The sequence below is a fragment of the Luteibacter sp. genome (assembly GCF_051958795.1).
Lineage (GTDB): Bacteria > Pseudomonadota > Gammaproteobacteria > Xanthomonadales > Rhodanobacteraceae > Luteibacter.
The window spans coordinates 1-15,676 of the sequence record NZ_JBQCFT010000238.1 but is presented as its reverse complement, the minus strand read 5'-3'; the positions used below and the strand labels follow the sequence as shown (position 1 = coordinate 15,676).

The following is a 15,676-nucleotide window of genomic DNA, read 5'->3' as shown; positions in this document are numbered from 1 at the left end:
CCATCAGCAGGGCGGCGGCGCGCAGGACGATGCGGTACGACATGTTCGAACCCCTTTCGTTGGCGTGGAGCGTGTCAAGCACGCTTGACAGCATCCTGCCCCCGGCCGCGTCGCATGTCAAGGATGCTTGACATCGCATTTCTGTGACATGCGTCACCTGTCGCCGGGATCCCGACGCGCCCGGGCGCAAGAGGACGCGCCACGTCATGCCCGTTCCCGGCCGGGGCCGGTAATTGCATGTCGCGGCAGGATTTTTTGCCGTTTTTACCCCCGTCGGATGTCAAGCGACCTTGGCAGAACCGTGCGCACTTCCGGCACCTGTAGGCCAATACGGCAGCAGACGGCCTATTTCACTTCACAGGGAACGCGTAGTCCCGAACCTTGCAGGTGACGGAAGTACGTCGCGCCACCTGGAGAGTTCCGATGACCTCGATTCGCCGTCTTGCCACTGCTGCCGTTGCCACCTTCGCTTTCGCCGCGGGCGGTGCCCACGCCGCGACCGCCACCACCACGTTCAACGTGCGCATCACCATCACCGCCGCGTGCGATATCAGCACGACGGCGCCGACGGACGTTAACTTCGGCTCGCAGCCTTCCACGGCCACCAACGTGGATAATCAGGGCGCGCTCAACGTGAACTGCACGCCGAGTGCGCCGTACACGATAGCGCTGGATAACGGCCAGAACGGCACCGACGCCAATTCGCGGAAGATGAGCAATGGCACGTCACTGGTGCCTTACCAGCTCTACCGCGCGGCGGGTCGCACGGCGGCCGATATCTGGGGCAGCACCACCGGTGGCAGCGGCAACGTCTATGCCGGCACCGGTACCGGTAGCGTCCAGACCCTGCCCGTGTTCGGCCGGGTGCCCTCCACCAACTTTCCGGCTGGCAGCTACGCCGACGTCATCACCGCCACGATCACCTACTGAGTCCTGGTGCGCATACGGACGCCCCGGCTCGCTGGCCTCATCGCGGTGCTCGCGATGGGCGTGGTGCCTTCCGCGTTCGCCAGCGGCCTGCAGGTATCGCCGATCGGGCTGCACCTCGCCGCATCGGAACAGGCGCAGGCGCTGTGGCTGACCAACACCGGCAGCGACACGCTGCATGCGCAGGTGCGCGTATTCCGCTGGACCCAGGCCGATGGCAAGGATCTGCTCGAAGCCTCGCGTGACCTGGTGGTCAGCCCGCCCATGGTCACGATCGCGCCGGGTGACCGCCAGCTGGTCCGCGTCATCCGCCAGGTCGCGCCACCGGCGGATGGTGCTGAAGCCGCCTACCGCATCGTCGTGGATGAGCTTCCGGTCGACGGCGCGGACAAGGGTGGCCTCAAGTTCGTCCTCCGCTATTCGGTGCCCGTATTCCTGGCACCCGCGGGGGATCCGACGGTCAGTGCCACCCTGAAAGCCAGCGTCGAGGATTCAGCAGGTGGCACGGTCCTCCGCGTGAGCAACACGGGCAAAGGCCACGCCCAGGTCGCCGATGTCAGCACGCACGGCGCCGACGGCAAGGACACCCCTCTTCTCTCCGGCCTGGTGGGCTATGCATTGCCCGGTAGCACCATGAGCTGGCCCCTGCCACCGGAAGCGCGCCGTGCCGGCGCACTACGCGCGAGGATCAATGGTGAGGCGAGCGAGTCGACCCTGGTCGTGGACGCGGGCAGCCGCTAGCGTCATCGCGCTCAAGGCCGCCACCGTGCATGCGCTGGACCACGCCACCGATGCCATCCCTCCGCCCACGATGGATCCGCGGGTGAGCGTGGCCGGCGAGGATCTCTATCTCGAAGTGGTGCTGAATGGCACCGCGACCGAACGCCTGATGCACTTCATCCGCCGTGGCAACTCACTGTGCGCGAGCGCCGCCGACCTGCGCGGGCTGGGTTTCGTACTGCCGCCCGGCGACGAGATGCGCTGCCTGCTCGATATCCAGGGCGTTCGTTATGGCTACGACGCCGGGCAGCAGCGGGTCACCATCGATGTGCCCACCGGCACGCTCGACCTGCCGCGACGCATCCTCAACCAGCCGGAACGCAGCGCGACCAAGGCCAGCAGCGGCACGGGGCTGCTGTTGAACTACGACATCTATGCGGCGCACGGCGGCGGCCTCGGCAACGTGAGCGGGCTTGCCGAACTGCGCGGCTTCAGCGAGAACATGGGCGTGCTGAGCAACACGTCACTCACGCGCCGCTACCAGGAGGCTGGTGGCGGCTGGCGTGGCGACACCGTGCGCCTCGATACGCAATGGCGGCTGTCGTTCCCGGATAGCTCGATGGTGCTCACGGTCGGCGACACCTTCACCGGCTACACCTCGTGGAGCCGGGCCACGCGCATCGGCGGCATCGCACTCGGGACCGATTTCGCGCTGCAGCCCTACCGGGTCACGACGCCCCTGCCGCAGTTCTTCGGCCAGGCCACGGCGCCCTCTTCCGTGGACCTCTACGTGGACGGGATCCGCCAGTACTCCGGCAAGGTGCCGGCTGGTCCGTTCCAGCTCACCGCCGTCCCTGGCGTGGACCAGGCCGGCCAGGCGCAGGTCGTGCTCACCGATGCGCTGGGGCGCGCCAGCACGGTGACGTTTCCGTTCTACGCCGCCCGGCAGCTGCTGCGCGCGGGCTTGAGCGACTGGTCCGTGGAACTGGGCACCGTGCGCGAGGCCTATGGCATCGATTCGTTCGCCTACGGTGACGATCCGGTGGGCAGCGCGACATTGCGCCGTGGCATCACCGACCACCTCACGCTGGAGACACATGCCGAAGCGGGTGCGGGGCGCAACACCGCGGGCCTCGGTACGGTGTGGAATCCCTTCGGCGCAGGCGTACTGAATGCCTCGTACGCCGCCTCGCGCAACGGTGGCGCGCAGTATGGCGCGGGCTTCTCCTGGAGCGGCCGCTTCATGAACTTCTCGCTGGATACGTTGCGCAGCAACGCGCGCTATCGCGACGTCGCATCGAGCTACGGCTCACCGCCACCGCGTGCGAGCGACCGCGCGCTCGTCGGGTTCAACGTGCGCGAATCGAGCTTCGGCGCCAACTATGTGCGCCTGCGTTACCCGGAGCAACCCACGTCGCGCTATGCCGGGCTGTTCGTGCTGCGCAACCTCGGCCGCGGCATCGCGGTGAATGCCAGCGTGAACCAGAACCTGGACGAGGCCGCGGACCGAAGCTTCTTCATCGGCGTCACCTGGGCCCTGGACGAACGCACTACATACACCGCATCGGCGCAGCGTGATCGCGACCAGACCTTCGGCACGCTCGATGCGAGCCGCCCGATCGATGGCGACGGCGGCTTCGGCTGGCACGTGCAAGGCCGCAGTGGCGAGGCCGCGGGTGGCCTTGGCGAAGTGGGCTGGCTGGGTAACCACGGGCAACTGACCCTGGGCGCCAGCAACATCGGCCCCTCGTCGTACGCGTACGCCGATGCGAACGGCGCCGTCGTGCTCATGGGTGGCCATGCGTTTTCCGCGCGGCGCATCGATGATGCCTTCGCATTGGTGTCGACCGAAGGCGCGCCGGATATTCCCGTGTTGCTCGAGAATCGCCGCACGGGCGTGACCGACAGCCGCGGGCTGTTGCTCGTGTCGCGCCTGAACGCGTGGCAGGACAACCGACTCGCCATCGACCCGATCGACCTGCCGGCGGACGAGCGCGTGCAGCGGGTGGACAGCGTGGTGGCACCCGCGGATCGCTCGGGCGTCATCGTTCGCTTCCCTGTCGTGCGCGTGCGCGCCGCACTCGCCATCCTCGTCGACGCGCAAAGCGTACCGTTGCCATTGGGGTCCACCGTCGACACAGGCAGGGGCGAACCCGCGATCGTCGGCTACGACGGCCAGGCCTACCTGGACAACCTCAAGGGCGATACGGAACTCAGGGTGACGAAGCCCGATGGCTCCCGCTGCACGGCAACGCTCGTGTATCCGGCCCATGCGCGGGACCTGCCGCAACTCGGCCCCCTCCCATGCAGGCCGTCGCCATGAAGTGGCTCGCGCTCATGCTGCTTGCGCTCACTGCGCTGTTCGCCGCGCCGCGTGCGGAAGCCGTGACGACGTGCGGTATCACCAGCATCACCAACCTCGCCTTCGGTGCGGTCGATCCCACCGGCACGTCGGTGGATACGACCGCGACGATCAACTACAGCTGCACCTACACCGGCTTCCTCGGCATCCTCTACGGCAGCTACATCACGATGTGCGTCAGCCTCGGCCAGGATGATCTCGGTAATCTCGCACCGCGCACGATGATCGATCCGCTCGGCGACCGCATGCAGTACAACGTCTACAAGGACGCGACGCGCACCGCGATCTGGGGCGTGGTGAACAACGTGACCTACGCACCACTCACGGTGACGGCGCAGGTCCCGCTACTCACCGCCGGTAACGCGATCACCGGAAGCGTCGTCGCCTACGGCCGCGTACCGGCGGGGCAGTCCTCGCTATCCCCCGGCAATTACACCGGCACGATCACCGGCGGCACGACGGGCACCGCACTGACGTACAGCTACAACGAAGCACTGCTGTCGATTGGCACCTACCCTGCCAGCTGCACGGCCGGCGGCACGGCCGCGGCTGCCACCGTTGCCGGACCATCGACGTCGGTCACCGCCTCCGTCGCCCCGAAGTGCACGCTGGCCACCGCGACGGACCTCAACTTCGGTTCGGTGCCCGGGCTGCTGCGCACCAACACCGACCAGACCTCGCTGATCCGCGCCACCTGCACCAACCGTGCGGCGTACCAGGTCGGGCTCAGCAACGGCCAGAACGCATCGGGCAGCGTACGGCGCATGGCGGGCGGGGGACGCTTCGTCACCTACGAGCTCTACCGCGATGCCCAGCGCACGCTGCGCTGGGGTAGCGCGCTCAACACCGATACGCAACCGGGCACTGGCAGCGGCAGTGAACAGACGCTCACCGTCTACGGCCGCGTACCGATCCAGTCGGCCGCGGTCGCAGGCACCTACAGCGATGTCGTGACGATCACCGTCACGTACTAATCCTCGTCGTGCGACCAGCCGCCGCGGCGTGGCTTGCCGGCACCGGGCTTCGGGCCGCTCTTGCGGCGCAGCCGGGCTTCCAGCGTGGCGGCCTGCTCCTCGCGCTCTTCATGCAGCTTGAGGAAGTTGCGCCAGCGCTGGGGAGCGAGTTCGCCAGACGCCAGCGCGGCCTGGATCGCGCAGCCCGGCTCATTGCCGTGCCCGCAATTGGTGAAGCGGCACTGCGCGATGAGTACTTCGATATCGGCGAACAGGTCGAGGTTTTCCCCGCCGGTCAGCTTCAGCTCGCGCATGCCCGGCGTATCGATGAGGCAACCACCCGTGGGCAGGCTCAGCAACGCGCGGTGCGTCGTGGTGTGCCGCCCGCGGCTGTCGTGCGAGCGCACGGCGCCGGTGGCCATGCGCTCCTCGCCGAGGAGCGTGTTGGTCAGCGTCGACTTGCCGGCACCGGACGAACCGACCAGCACCGCGCTCATGCCCGGCCCGAGGTAAGGCGCGAGGAGGGGCACCGTGGAAGGGTCCTTGCCATTGATCGCGTGGACGGCCGCGTCCGCGGGCAGGCGTGCGCGCAACGCGGTAACCGCCGCCTCCACGTCCACGCCGGTATCCGCCTTGCTCAGCAGCACCACGGCTTTCGCGCCGGAACCTTCCACCAGGGTGAGGTAACGCTCGATGCGCGAGGGATTGAAGTCGCCATCCAGGCCGGTGAGCACCAGCACGTAATCGATGTTGGCGGCGATCACCTGGCGTTCGTAGCGCTCGCCGGCTGCCGCGCGGGTCAGCGTGGAACGGCGCGGCAGGATCGCCTCGATCACCGGGTGGCTGGCATGGCTGAGCAGCACGAAGTCGCCGACGGACGGGCGGAGGGCCGGGTCCAGCCCACGCTTGAGGAACTGGCCGGCGGGCTGTGCGTTGAACGCGGCGGTGCCGTCGTGCACCTCGTAACCGGCGCGATGCTGCGCCACGACGCGCGCAAGGCGGCGTGGGTCGCTGGGCAGCGCGTCGTCGCGCCAGCCGATGTGGCGCAGTCGCGCCAGGCCTTCGGGGTCGGTCATGGCAGCGATTATGCCCGCTCTACGCCCGATTTCAGCCTCGCGGGCCCACCACGACGCTGTTAGGATCGGGTGACGACCGCCGGGAACGGGCCTGGCGGGCCGCACCGGAAGTCGCAGAACGTGTCCTCGATCAAGCCCAGCGCGCACCTGGCGGAAGTGCGCTACGAAATCCGTGGCGCCCTCACCCGCCGTGCCCGCGACATGGAAGCGGCCGGCAAGCCGATCATCAAGCTCAACATCGGCAACCCCGGCCGTTACGGATTCACCACGCCCGCGCACCTGCGCGAGGCGATCGCCGGCCACCTCGGCGAGAGCGAGGCCTATGGCCACGAGCAGGGCCTGGAAGAGGCCCGCGAAGCCATCGTTGCGCAGCAGGCGGCGCGTGGCGCGGCCGGCGTCGACGTGGAGCACGTCTTCATCGGCAATGGCGTCAGCGAGCTCATCGACATCTCGCTGCGCGCCTTGCTGCAGCCCGGCGATGAAGTGCTGCTGCCGAGCCCCGACTATCCGCTGTGGAGTGCCGCCACCATCCTCAACGATGGCAGCCCGCGCTATTACCGCTGCCTGGCCGAGAACGGCCACCTGCCCGATCCGGATGAAATCGACGCGCTGGTCGGCCCGCGCACGCGCGCCCTGGTGCTCATCAACCCGAACAACCCGACCGGCGCCGTGTACACCAGGGCCTTGCTCGAGCGCATCGTCGAGGTCGCGCGCAAGCACAACCTGCTGCTCCTGTGCGACGAGATCTACGACGAAATCCTCTACGACGGCACGCCGTTCCAGCCGCTCGCCGCGGTGGCGGGCGACCACCCCTGCGTGAGCTTCGGTGGCCTGTCCAAGGTGCATCGCGCGTGTGGCTACCGCGTCGGCTGGATGAGCCTTTCAGGCAGCAAGACGCGCGTGGCCGAGTACCGCGACGCGCTGCAGCTGCTCGCCGCGCTGCGCCTGTGCGCGAATGTCACCGCGCAGTGGGCGGTGCGCCCCGCGCTGCTCGACAAGCCGACCATCGGTGAACTCACCGCGCCGGGCGGCCGCCTGCACGAAGCACGGCGGATCATCCTCGAGAACGTCGCCGCCAGCCCGTACCTCGATGTCGTCGCACCGGGCGGCGCCATCTACGCGTTCCCGTGGATTCGCGCCGACGCCATCCCGCACTTCGACGACACCGCGTTCGCGCTGCGCCTGCTGGAAGAGGAAGAAGTGCTCGTCGTACCCGGTACCAGCTTCAACCTGCATGCCAGCCGCCACCTGCGCCTCACCCTGTTGCCCGAACCCGCGCAGCTGGCCGAGGTGTTCGCGCGGATCGATCGCGTGCTGGCCCGCATGGCCGCCGAAGGCCGTCCGGCCGCAAGCGCGGTCGCCTGATGCCGGCACCGACGTTCCTCGCCCTCGGCGATTCATACACCATCGGCGAAGGCGTGCCGGAAGCGGGACGTTGGCCCGTGCAGCTCGCCGCGCGGCTGCACGCGGCATACATCGAGGTACAGGCGCCGCGCATCATCGCCACCACCGGCTGGACCACCGATGAGCTTTCCGCCGCGATGGATGGCGCAGCGCTCACGCCAGGCCACGGCCTGGTCACGCTGCTGATCGGGGTGAACAACCAGTACCGCGGACGTTCGCAGACGGAGTACCGCGAGCAGTTCCTCACCCTGCTCGAACGCGCGATCGCGCTGGCCGGCGAGGCCCGCCGCGTCATCGTCGTGTCGATCCCGGACTGGGGTGTCACCCGTTTCGCCGAAGGCCGTGACCGCGCGCAGATCGCGCGCGAGATCGATGCGTTCAACGGCATCGCCCACGACGAAACCCGCCGCGCCTTCGCGCGCTGGGTGGATGTCACCGCCATCTCACGCAAGGCCGGCGCCGCCAACGACATGCTCGTCGAAGACGGCCTGCACCCCTCGGCCGCGCAGTACGCACTGTGGACCGAGGCGATCCTGCCGGAAGCACGCGCGGCCCTCCGCGAGCTTCGGTAGGAGCCCACCCTGTGGGCGACATCTGTCGCGATATCGGTTCAGGACCTGTGGCTCTTCCGCGAACGGCGTCGCCCACAGGGTGGGCTCCTACGCCGATCGCGCCGCAACATCCCTGAAACACGAGCGCCATCCGATGGTTACAGCTCGGCCCGACACTGGTGACCCGGGAAAACCCCGGGAATCGCCGCCATGGCCAAGCTCACCTGTCGCAGCGCCTTCATCTCCGACGTGCACCTCGGCACGCCCGACTGCAAGGCTGCCTACCTCCTCGACTTCCTCCGCAGCGTGGATTGCGAGCGGCTGTACCTTGTCGGCGACATCGTCGACCTGGAGGCCCTCGCGAAGCGCCACTGGTGGCACCCCGACCACAGCGCCGTCATCGCCGAGCTGATCGCGATGGCCGCACGTGGCATCGAGGTGATCTACATCCCCGGTAACCACGACTACCAGATGCGCGGCCTCGCCGGCTCTACCATCGCCGGCATCCGAGTGGAACTGGATGCCCTGCACGAGGGCGCGGACGGGCGCCGCTACCGGGTCAGCCATGGTGACGAGTTCGACCCGGAGCACATCGGCAAGCGTTGGCTGACCGTACTTGGCGACACGATGCACCGGGTGATCTGCTGGGCGAACCGGCGCATGCACTCGGTGCGCCGCCGGATGGAACTGCCCTACCTGCCGCTCTCCATCATCATCAAATCGCACGTGGGCCTCGCCATGGCCTACATCCGCGGCTACGAACAACGCGTGGCGACCGATGCCGCCGAACGCGGCCTGGACGGGCACATCTGCGGCCACATCCACTTCGGCCACATGCGCCCGATCAACGGCATCCTGTACCTGAACGACGGCGACTGGGTCGAGCATTGCACGGCGCTGGTCGAAGATTTCTCCGGCGCGATGGAGCTGGTCCACTGGACCGAGCGCTACACCCCGCTCGGTCGCGCGAGCCGTGAGACCGTGCTGCCCTCACCCGAAGCCGTTCTGGCGTTCGCGCCGCTGGCCGATTGCCGGGCCGATCTTTCCCACCTGGCCCCGATGGAACCCTCGCTGGCGGGTTGATTTCACTTTGATAGCGCCCATGTGCGGAGGATGCCGGTAAAATGGCCCCTTTCCCTTTGCGGTGATCCCCTCCATGGCTCTTGATACCCCCACCCGCGAGCGCATCGAAGCCCTTCTCGCCCAGCACGAGGTCGTGCTGTTCATGAAGGGTACGCGCCAGCAGCCGATGTGCGGCTTCTCCGCCGCCGCCACCAACACGCTGAACGACGTGGTCGACCAGTACCACACGGTGAACGTGCTGGAAGATCCGGAAATCCGCGAGGGCATCAAGGAGTTCGGCCAGTGGCCGACCATCCCGCAGCTGTACGTGAAGGGCGAGCTGGTCGGTGGTTCCGACATCATCCGCCAGCTGTACACCAGCGGTGAGCTGTACACCCTGTTCGGCCGTGGCGCGCCGGACCGCACGCCGCCGGAAATCACCATCACCGACAAGGCTGCCGAAGCCATCCGCGGCGGCATGGCCAACGCCCAGGGCATGGCCCTGCACCTCGAGATCGGCCCGGACCACAGCGCGGGCTTCCAGCTTGCCCCGGCCGGCGACCATGACATCGTCACCGTCGCCAACGGGATCGAAGTGCATTTCGATCCGGGCAGCGCCCAGCGCGCCAAGGGCATCGTCATCGACTGGGTCACTACCATGCAGGGCGAAGGCCTGAGCCTGAAGTTCCCGGGCGCGGTGGAGATCACCACCATCACCGTGCATCAGCTGAAGGACCGCCTGGCTGCCGGCGACATCCTGCTCGTCGACGTCCGCCCGGCCCACGGCCGCGCCATGGCGGCTCCGCTGCCGGGTGCACGCATCCTCGAGGATGAAGGCTACGAAGCCCTGGCCGCGCTGCCGAAGGACACCGCCATCGCTTTCCTCTGCCACCACGGCATCTCCAGCCGCGCCGCGGCCGACCGCTTCGCCGCCCACGGCTTCACCAACCTGTTCAACGTCGAAGGCGGCATGGACGCCTGGGCGCGTGAGGTAGACCCGAGCGTCGCGCGGTACTGAGCTTAGTACCCGAGCTTTAAGGAAACGGCGCCGCAGGGCGCCGTTTCTCGTTGAGGCGGTCAGCACGCGCCGCTCGCCCGCACCGCGGCATCACGAACGTCACGCCGCGCGCGGGTAGATCGATTCCCACGTCCATGCTTCCGGCGGCTGTGCGTGCAGCGCCCAGAATTCGTCGGCGATCTTCGCGGGGTGGCCTGGATCGGAGGCCACCAGGGTAGATACGCGCACCGTCGCGATGTGGACGCCACGCTGCTTGAGCGGTTCAAACAGCGCTTGCGCCGCAGTCCTGAGCGCTGCCTTGCCCACGCTAAGGGTCAGGAAGTCCGCCGACGGCTCGACGGCGAAACCACCGCCGGTCAGCAGGATGGTCCCGGTACCACGTGCTTCCATCGAAGGCAGCACCTTCGCGAGCGTCGCCAGTGGCGTCGCGACATTGACCGCGATATCGGAGGTGATCTCCGCGCTGCCCTGCGCGTCGATCGGCGCACCCACGAGCGCTCCTGATGGGTCGTAGCGCATGGCGGCGGCGTTGTAGTGGATGACGTCGATCCCGGTGCCGGCATAACGCTCGAGCACGTCGCCTAGCTGCGCCGGATCGGTAGCGTCGGCTGATTCAAAGCGCACGTCGGCGATATCGTTGCCCAGCATCGCGCGGAGACGGTCGTTATCGGCGGCTGAGCGGGAAACAAGCACGATCCGGTAGCCTTCGCGGGCAAAGCGCCTGGCGGTAGCGAGACCAATGCCGCGTCCCGCGCCAATGCACATATAGGTCTTCATGCAACGGACTCCGCGAGTTCGATGAGGTTGCCGAACGGATCGCAGATGAACGCGAGTTTCCGGTTGATCGGCTCGAGATAGAACGGCTCGGTGACGATGGTGACGCCGCGGTTGCGGAGTTCTTCGATCGTCGATTCGATGTCGTCGACGGACAGGCAGAAGTGGTGGTAGCCCGCGAGGCGGAGGCTGTCACCCAGGTCGCTGTAGACAGGCTTGGGGATCGGCCCGGGTTCACCGCCGGCCAGCAGTTCCACGGTGAAATGATCGTCGGTGGCGGGCGCCACGTAGGCGAGTTGCTGGTCCGCGTAGGGCCACTTATGGACGACGCGGAAGTCGAGTTTCTCGACATACCAGGTGATCGCGCGCTCGAAATCGGGCACGCGGACGGCGACATGGTTGCCGGCCAGGGAAGCGAGCTTGCTGGCCGGGTTCTTCGCGGGGAATGTGACGACGGACATGGCGGACTCCACGGGGGTTGGGCGTGGAGGAAAAACTACGCCGGTCCCATTCCGGAGTGAATCTGCAGAATTTGCCTTACGGAATGAACCTGTGGTTCATTATCAGGCGTCTTCGTCCCGGGGTTTGGACATGGCCGACTCGGATGCGCTGGGCGATATGAGCCTGCGGGAACTACAGGCCCGGTTGCCGGGCCTGCTGGTTTTCCAATCGGTCGCGCAGCACCTTAATTTCGCCCGCGCGGCGGATGACCTGAGGGTGACACCGACGGCCGTGTCGAAGGCGATCAAGCAGCTTGAAGCGCAGATGGGCATCCGCCTGTTCAACCGAAACACGCGCAGCACGTCGTTGACCGAAGCGGGCCAGCGGCTCTACTCGAACCTCAGACCGGCGCTCAAGCAGGTGAGCTACTCACTGGAGTCCGCCGCCAGCGACACGGAACATCCGTCCGGCCTGCTTCGCATCAATACATCGTTCGTGGCGTATGCAACGCTGATCGAACCACACCTCGCCGATTTTCTCGCCAGTCATCCCGATATCCGCTTCGAGCTATCGTTGGACAGCACCCTGGTCGATATCGTTGAAAGCGGGTTCGACGCAGGCATCCGCCTTGGCCACGCCTTGCAGCGGGACATGATCGCCGCGCCGCTTGGCCCGCCGCAGGCGATGGTTGCCGTAGCGTCACCGGATTACACGGCCGCGAATGGACGCCCGTCGCATCCACGGGATCTGCTCGCCCACCGATGCATTCGCCAGCGCTTCTCCAGCCACACCCGGTTCTTTGAATGGACCTTCCATGTCGATGGCAAGCCCGTCGTCATCGACGTCGATGGCCCCATGGTGGTCGATGAAATGCGAGTGGCAACGACCGCAGCGGTCAACGGGATAGGGATCGCTTATGTGTTCCGACGATTCGTCGACTCACACATCGCGACCGGTGCGCTCGAGGTGGTCCTCGAACGCTACAGCCAGCCGAGGGTCTCGTTCCACGTTTACTACCCAAGCACGCGGCAGATGCCGGGCAAGCTGCGCGCCTTCATCGATTACATCCGGGCGGCAAACCGGCAGAGTCCCTGAGCCTGCTACCCCACGGATATCACGCCGCATGCTCCGCGCGAGCCGTCAGCGTTCGTAACCTCGTCCGCAGTGCTTACGGCAAGAACAATCGTGCCGCGGCATCGGGGTTCGAAGGGAAGTAGAAGTGCATGAAGCTCGCCGTCATCCGCTTGCGGCGGTAAACCGCTTCCGTAGTCGGGCCGCCGTTGGGATTGGTCGCGAGCGCGAGTGGTTCGGCGTCGATGTGCGCATGGGCATAGTGGAACGAGTGGCCGCGCAACTCGCCTTCGGGTAATGCCACACCCTGCATGCCGAGCGCGGCCATGCGCGGCTGCATGGCCGCCTGTCCGCGTAGCAGTCCGGCCATGGGGGCAGTATTTCCTTCGCTATCCGCTAGGCTGTCAAGCGCGTACAGCAGCCCGCCGCATTCGGCGAGCAAGGGTCGGCCCGCGTCGACGTGACTGTGCAATGCCTCGCGCAGGTCGGCGCGTGCGCTGAGCGTTTCGAGGTGAAGCTCGGGGTAACCGCCGGGGAGCCACACGGCATCACACCGTGGAAGCGCATCGCCGGCCAGCGGTGAAAAGAACACGAGTTTCGCGCCCGCTTCGCGCAGGACATCGAGGTTGGCGGGATAGATGAAAGCAAACGCCGCGTCGCGCGCCACGGCGATGCGTACGCCGGCTAGTGAGACCGTGCGTGCCATGGGTTCGACGGGTTCGAACGGCACGGCGTCGGGCAGGGTCAGTGTCGAGCGTTCGGCGATGGCATCCGCTAGTGCGTCGAGGCGAGCTTCTAGGTCGTCGAGTTCATCAGCGGTGACCAGACCGAGGTGGCGTTCTGGGAGCGAAAGGGGGCGGGTGGCGTTATCGCGCGCAATCGCGCTCCCACCGGGTTTCGCAGGCACCGAATCGCGCGGGAGGGTGCCGTGCCACGCCAGCTCAGGTGGCAGGCTCTCGCGCAGGAGTTGCGCGTGGTAGTCGCTGTCTACGCGGTTGGCGAGCACGCCTTGCACGGTGACATCCTCGCGGTACGTGGCGAGGCCGTGGGCGATCGCCCCGAAGGTCTGCGCCATCGCCGAACCATCGATGACGGTCAGAACAGGAAGGCCAAACCGGGCTGCGAGGTCGGCACTCGAAGGCGCGCCATCGAACAGGCCCATCACGCCTTCGACAAGGATGAGGTCCGCCTCGCCGGCCGCATCGTATAAGCGCGCGCGCACATCGGTCTCACCACCCATCCACGCATCGAGCTGGTAGACCGGCGCACGGCTCGCCCGCGCCAGGATCATGGGATCGAGGAAATCCGGCCCGGTCTTGAACACCCGCACGCGCCGGCCGAGGCGCGCATGCGCGCGTGCCAGTGCGGCAGTGACGCTGGTCTTGCCCTGCCCCGAGGCGGGCGCGGAAACCAGTAACGCGGGGCAATGGCGGGTCACGGCTCGATACCCTTCCAGTCACGTGGGGAAAAGATTCCGGACTGGCGGGAGCGCGCGGCCCGCGAGGCGCCGGATTCCCGTTCAATCCCCGGCGCTGGCGCCCTGGATGACCGGCGGTGCGCGCAGTGTAGCGGAGCGGCGCTCGCGCCAGCGCAGGAAGGGGCGCTCGACCAGGTAATACAGGGCGGCACCCACCGCGAGGACCACCGCAACATGCGCCAGGAAGCGCAGCCACGGGTGGTTGTCCAGACGCCCACCCAGCGCGGCCTCCGTCAGCATGAAGGCACCCTTGTGGCTCAGGTACAGGCTGTACGATGCGCCGGCCAGCCAGCCCGCACCGGGCACCCGCAGGCGCGCCAGCCACGTGCCGCCACCGGCCATGGCGACGAACCCGGCCATGGCCAGGGCCACCAGCGGATAACCCACCACGATCGGCCAGAACTCCAGGCGGTGCCCATCGAAGAGTGCGATGCAGGCGGCAAGCAGGCACGCCGAAGCCACCAGGCCGGCACCAGCCCTACCACGGAAGCGGGACATCCAGTCCGGGCGAAACACCGCGCACGCCGCCAGGGCGACGCCCGCCACCAGCCCATCGAGACGGGCGTAGGTTGGGTAATAGAGGTAACGCAGGTAGGCCGGTTCGTTCGACCCGATCGAGGGCTGGTAGAACGCCAGCCACAGCCACGCACGCAGTCCCATGCCACCCAAGACGATCACGGCGCACGCCATCGCGAAACGGCGCGGGGTCATCCAGCGCGCCAGCCACACGGCCAGGAACGGGAACACCAGGTAGAAGTGCTCTTCCACGCACAACGACCACGCATGCGAGAAGGCACGGCGTTCGCCATCGTTGTACAGCAGGTTGAACGTGAAAGTGAGGAACTGCCATTCCGGCTGCATCTGGGGCGCTTCACGCCATGCCGGCCATACGAGATAAAGGCCCAGCACCACGAGGAACGCCGGCAGGATGCGAAACGCGCGGCGTGTATAGAACGCCCCGAAATCCAGCGAGCCCCTGTCACGCAGGGATGCGAAGACCTGCGACCCGATCAGGAAACCGCTGAGTACAAAAAACAGGTCGACACCCATCCACCCGGCTTGTTCGAGCACGCCAAAGTTTTCCCCGAGGCCGCCGATAAGGTAGCTATGGAAAAGCATGACCCACGCGATAGCGATGGCGCGCAGGGTATCCAGTCCGGGCAGGCGGGTCATCGGAGGTCTCGGTGGCGTCGTCTGGCGAGAGTGGAGAGTTCATGCGGCGGTCTCCGGGCCGGTTCATGGCGTTTTGGGGGCGGGGAGCCAGGCCGGTGGATGATCACGCCCAGCCGGTGGCGCCACGCTAAGATGGGTGGGCGTAACGCCGACCGGGGGGCTTGCGGACGCCAATGGGGGGATGTGATGTCGAACAAGATCATGCCGTCCGTGCCAGGGGGCGCGCGCGCGTAAGCGCCCGGCCACGCACGGACGTGCTCTCGCATGCTTCGCGCCGCATCGTCGCGGCGCTCGTCTTCCTGACGCTGGCCCTCCACGCCGGCGAGGGACGCGCTCAGCTCCGCGTGGGCGAGAACCCCGAAACCACCCTCGCCGTCGCGGACGCGACGCGCACCTCCGATCACCCCGCCTTCGTGATCACGCTCGCGCGCCTCACGCAGGCGCGCGCACAGATGTCGCCGGCCGCCCGCATGTACCTCGATTACATGGAGGCCTGGCAGACCGCCTATAGCGGCGACCATGCGAAAGCCACGCCGATGCTCGAGCAGATCGTGGACCATTCGTCCGACAAGGTCCTGCGCCTGCGCGCCACGGCGACCCTGGTCAACCTGCTCGGTGCCGGGCGCCATTACGAAGCGGCGTTCATGCGGCTCGACGAGATGATGGC

The 15,676-nt window shown here is 67.2% G+C and carries 14 protein-coding genes and 1 pseudogene; 10 read left to right on the top strand and 5 right to left on the bottom strand.

Going from position 1 to position 15,676, the window contains the following annotated elements; translation table 11 throughout:
- Positions 1-423 precede the first annotated feature (423 nt).
- From ACTHLF_RS11970 to ACTHLF_RS11955, 4 genes are read left to right on the top strand one after another with little or no spacing between them, the layout of a single operon-like run.
- Positions 424-930, top strand: a complete 507-nt coding sequence (locus ACTHLF_RS11970; RefSeq protein WP_440327570.1) for a Csu type fimbrial protein — start codon at positions 424-426, stop codon at positions 928-930.
- Between the two features lie 6 nt (positions 931-936).
- Positions 937-1,668: a fimbrial biogenesis chaperone gene (locus ACTHLF_RS11965; protein WP_440327569.1), complete on the top strand. Its 732-nt coding sequence runs from the start codon at positions 937-939 to the stop codon at positions 1,666-1,668.
- A gap of 25 nt (positions 1,669-1,693) precedes the next feature.
- Entirely contained in the window at positions 1,694-3,970 is a 2,277-nt protein-coding gene (locus tag ACTHLF_RS11960) for a fimbria/pilus outer membrane usher protein (protein WP_440327568.1), read from the top strand.
- A complete protein-coding gene (locus tag ACTHLF_RS11955) occupies positions 3,952-4,983 on the top strand; it encodes a Csu type fimbrial protein (RefSeq protein WP_440327567.1) in 1,032 nt (343 codons plus the stop codon). The genes ACTHLF_RS11960 and ACTHLF_RS11955 overlap by 19 nt, the downstream gene beginning before the upstream one ends.
- On the opposite strand, the gene rsgA is transcribed toward ACTHLF_RS11955, so the two are convergent.
- Positions 4,980-6,038 carry a ribosome small subunit-dependent GTPase A gene (gene rsgA / locus ACTHLF_RS11950; protein ID WP_440327566.1) on the bottom strand — a complete coding sequence of 353 codons (1,059 nt, stop codon included), beginning with the start codon at positions 6,036-6,038 and terminating at the stop codon, positions 4,980-4,982. The genes ACTHLF_RS11955 and rsgA overlap by 4 nt on opposite strands.
- Positions 6,039-6,158: 120 nt before the next feature.
- On the opposite strand from rsgA, the gene ACTHLF_RS11945 reads away from it, so the two are divergent.
- The 4 genes from ACTHLF_RS11945 (at position 6,159) to grxD (ending at position 10,073) form a co-directional block, all read left to right on the top strand.
- The gene (locus ACTHLF_RS11945; RefSeq protein WP_440327565.1) at positions 6,159-7,403 is read left to right on the top strand and encodes an aminotransferase class I/II-fold pyridoxal phosphate-dependent enzyme; all 1,245 of its coding nucleotides are present in this window, start codon (positions 6,159-6,161) and stop codon (positions 7,401-7,403) included.
- A complete protein-coding gene (locus tag ACTHLF_RS11940) occupies positions 7,403-8,014 on the top strand; it encodes an SGNH/GDSL hydrolase family protein (RefSeq protein ID WP_440327564.1) in 612 nt (203 codons plus the stop codon). Before ACTHLF_RS11945 ends, ACTHLF_RS11940 begins: the two co-directional genes overlap by 1 nt.
- A 189-nt stretch (positions 8,015-8,203) precedes the next feature.
- A complete protein-coding gene (locus ACTHLF_RS11935) occupies positions 8,204-9,076 on the top strand; it encodes a UDP-2,3-diacylglucosamine diphosphatase (RefSeq protein ID WP_440327563.1) in 873 nt (290 codons plus the stop codon).
- Positions 9,077-9,149: 73 nt separating this feature from the next.
- The gene (grxD, locus tag ACTHLF_RS11930) at positions 9,150-10,073 is read left to right on the top strand and encodes a Grx4 family monothiol glutaredoxin (RefSeq protein ID WP_440327562.1); all 924 of its coding nucleotides are present in this window, start codon (positions 9,150-9,152) and stop codon (positions 10,071-10,073) included.
- A 99-nt stretch (positions 10,074-10,172) separates the two neighbouring features.
- Here grxD and ACTHLF_RS11925 read toward each other — a convergent pair whose 3' ends face one another.
- Both ACTHLF_RS11925 and ACTHLF_RS11920 read right to left on the bottom strand, forming a co-directional pair.
- Positions 10,173-10,850, bottom strand: a complete 678-nt coding sequence (locus ACTHLF_RS11925; protein WP_440327561.1) for an SDR family NAD(P)-dependent oxidoreductase — start codon at positions 10,848-10,850, stop codon at positions 10,173-10,175.
- The gene (locus ACTHLF_RS11920) at positions 10,847-11,308 is read right to left on the bottom strand and encodes a VOC family protein (RefSeq protein ID WP_440327560.1); all 462 of its coding nucleotides are present in this window, start codon (positions 11,306-11,308) and stop codon (positions 10,847-10,849) included. Before ACTHLF_RS11920 ends, ACTHLF_RS11925 begins: the two co-directional genes overlap by 4 nt.
- Positions 11,309-11,438: 130 nt before the next feature.
- Between ACTHLF_RS11920 and ACTHLF_RS11915 the strand changes: the two genes are divergently transcribed.
- Positions 11,439-12,383: a LysR substrate-binding domain-containing protein gene (locus ACTHLF_RS11915; RefSeq protein WP_440327559.1), complete on the top strand. Its 945-nt coding sequence runs from the start codon at positions 11,439-11,441 to the stop codon at positions 12,381-12,383.
- 73 nt (positions 12,384-12,456) lie between these two features.
- Here the strand turns inward: ACTHLF_RS11915 and ACTHLF_RS11910 are convergent, their stop codons facing one another.
- Together ACTHLF_RS11910 and ACTHLF_RS11905 are read right to left on the bottom strand one after the other, a co-directional pair.
- The gene (locus ACTHLF_RS11910; RefSeq protein WP_440327558.1) at positions 12,457-13,797 is read right to left on the bottom strand and encodes a cobyrinate a,c-diamide synthase; all 1,341 of its coding nucleotides are present in this window, start codon (positions 13,795-13,797) and stop codon (positions 12,457-12,459) included.
- Positions 13,798-13,878: 81 nt separating this feature from the next.
- Complete coding sequence (locus tag ACTHLF_RS11905) at positions 13,879-15,009, bottom strand: acyltransferase family protein (RefSeq protein WP_440327557.1); 1,131 nt, start codon at positions 15,007-15,009, stop codon at positions 13,879-13,881.
- Between the two features lie 254 nt (positions 15,010-15,263).
- Here ACTHLF_RS11905 and ACTHLF_RS11900 point away from each other — a divergent pair.
- Positions 15,264-15,676 (top strand): annotated as a pseudogene (locus ACTHLF_RS11900) (hypothetical protein); the annotation flags it as partial.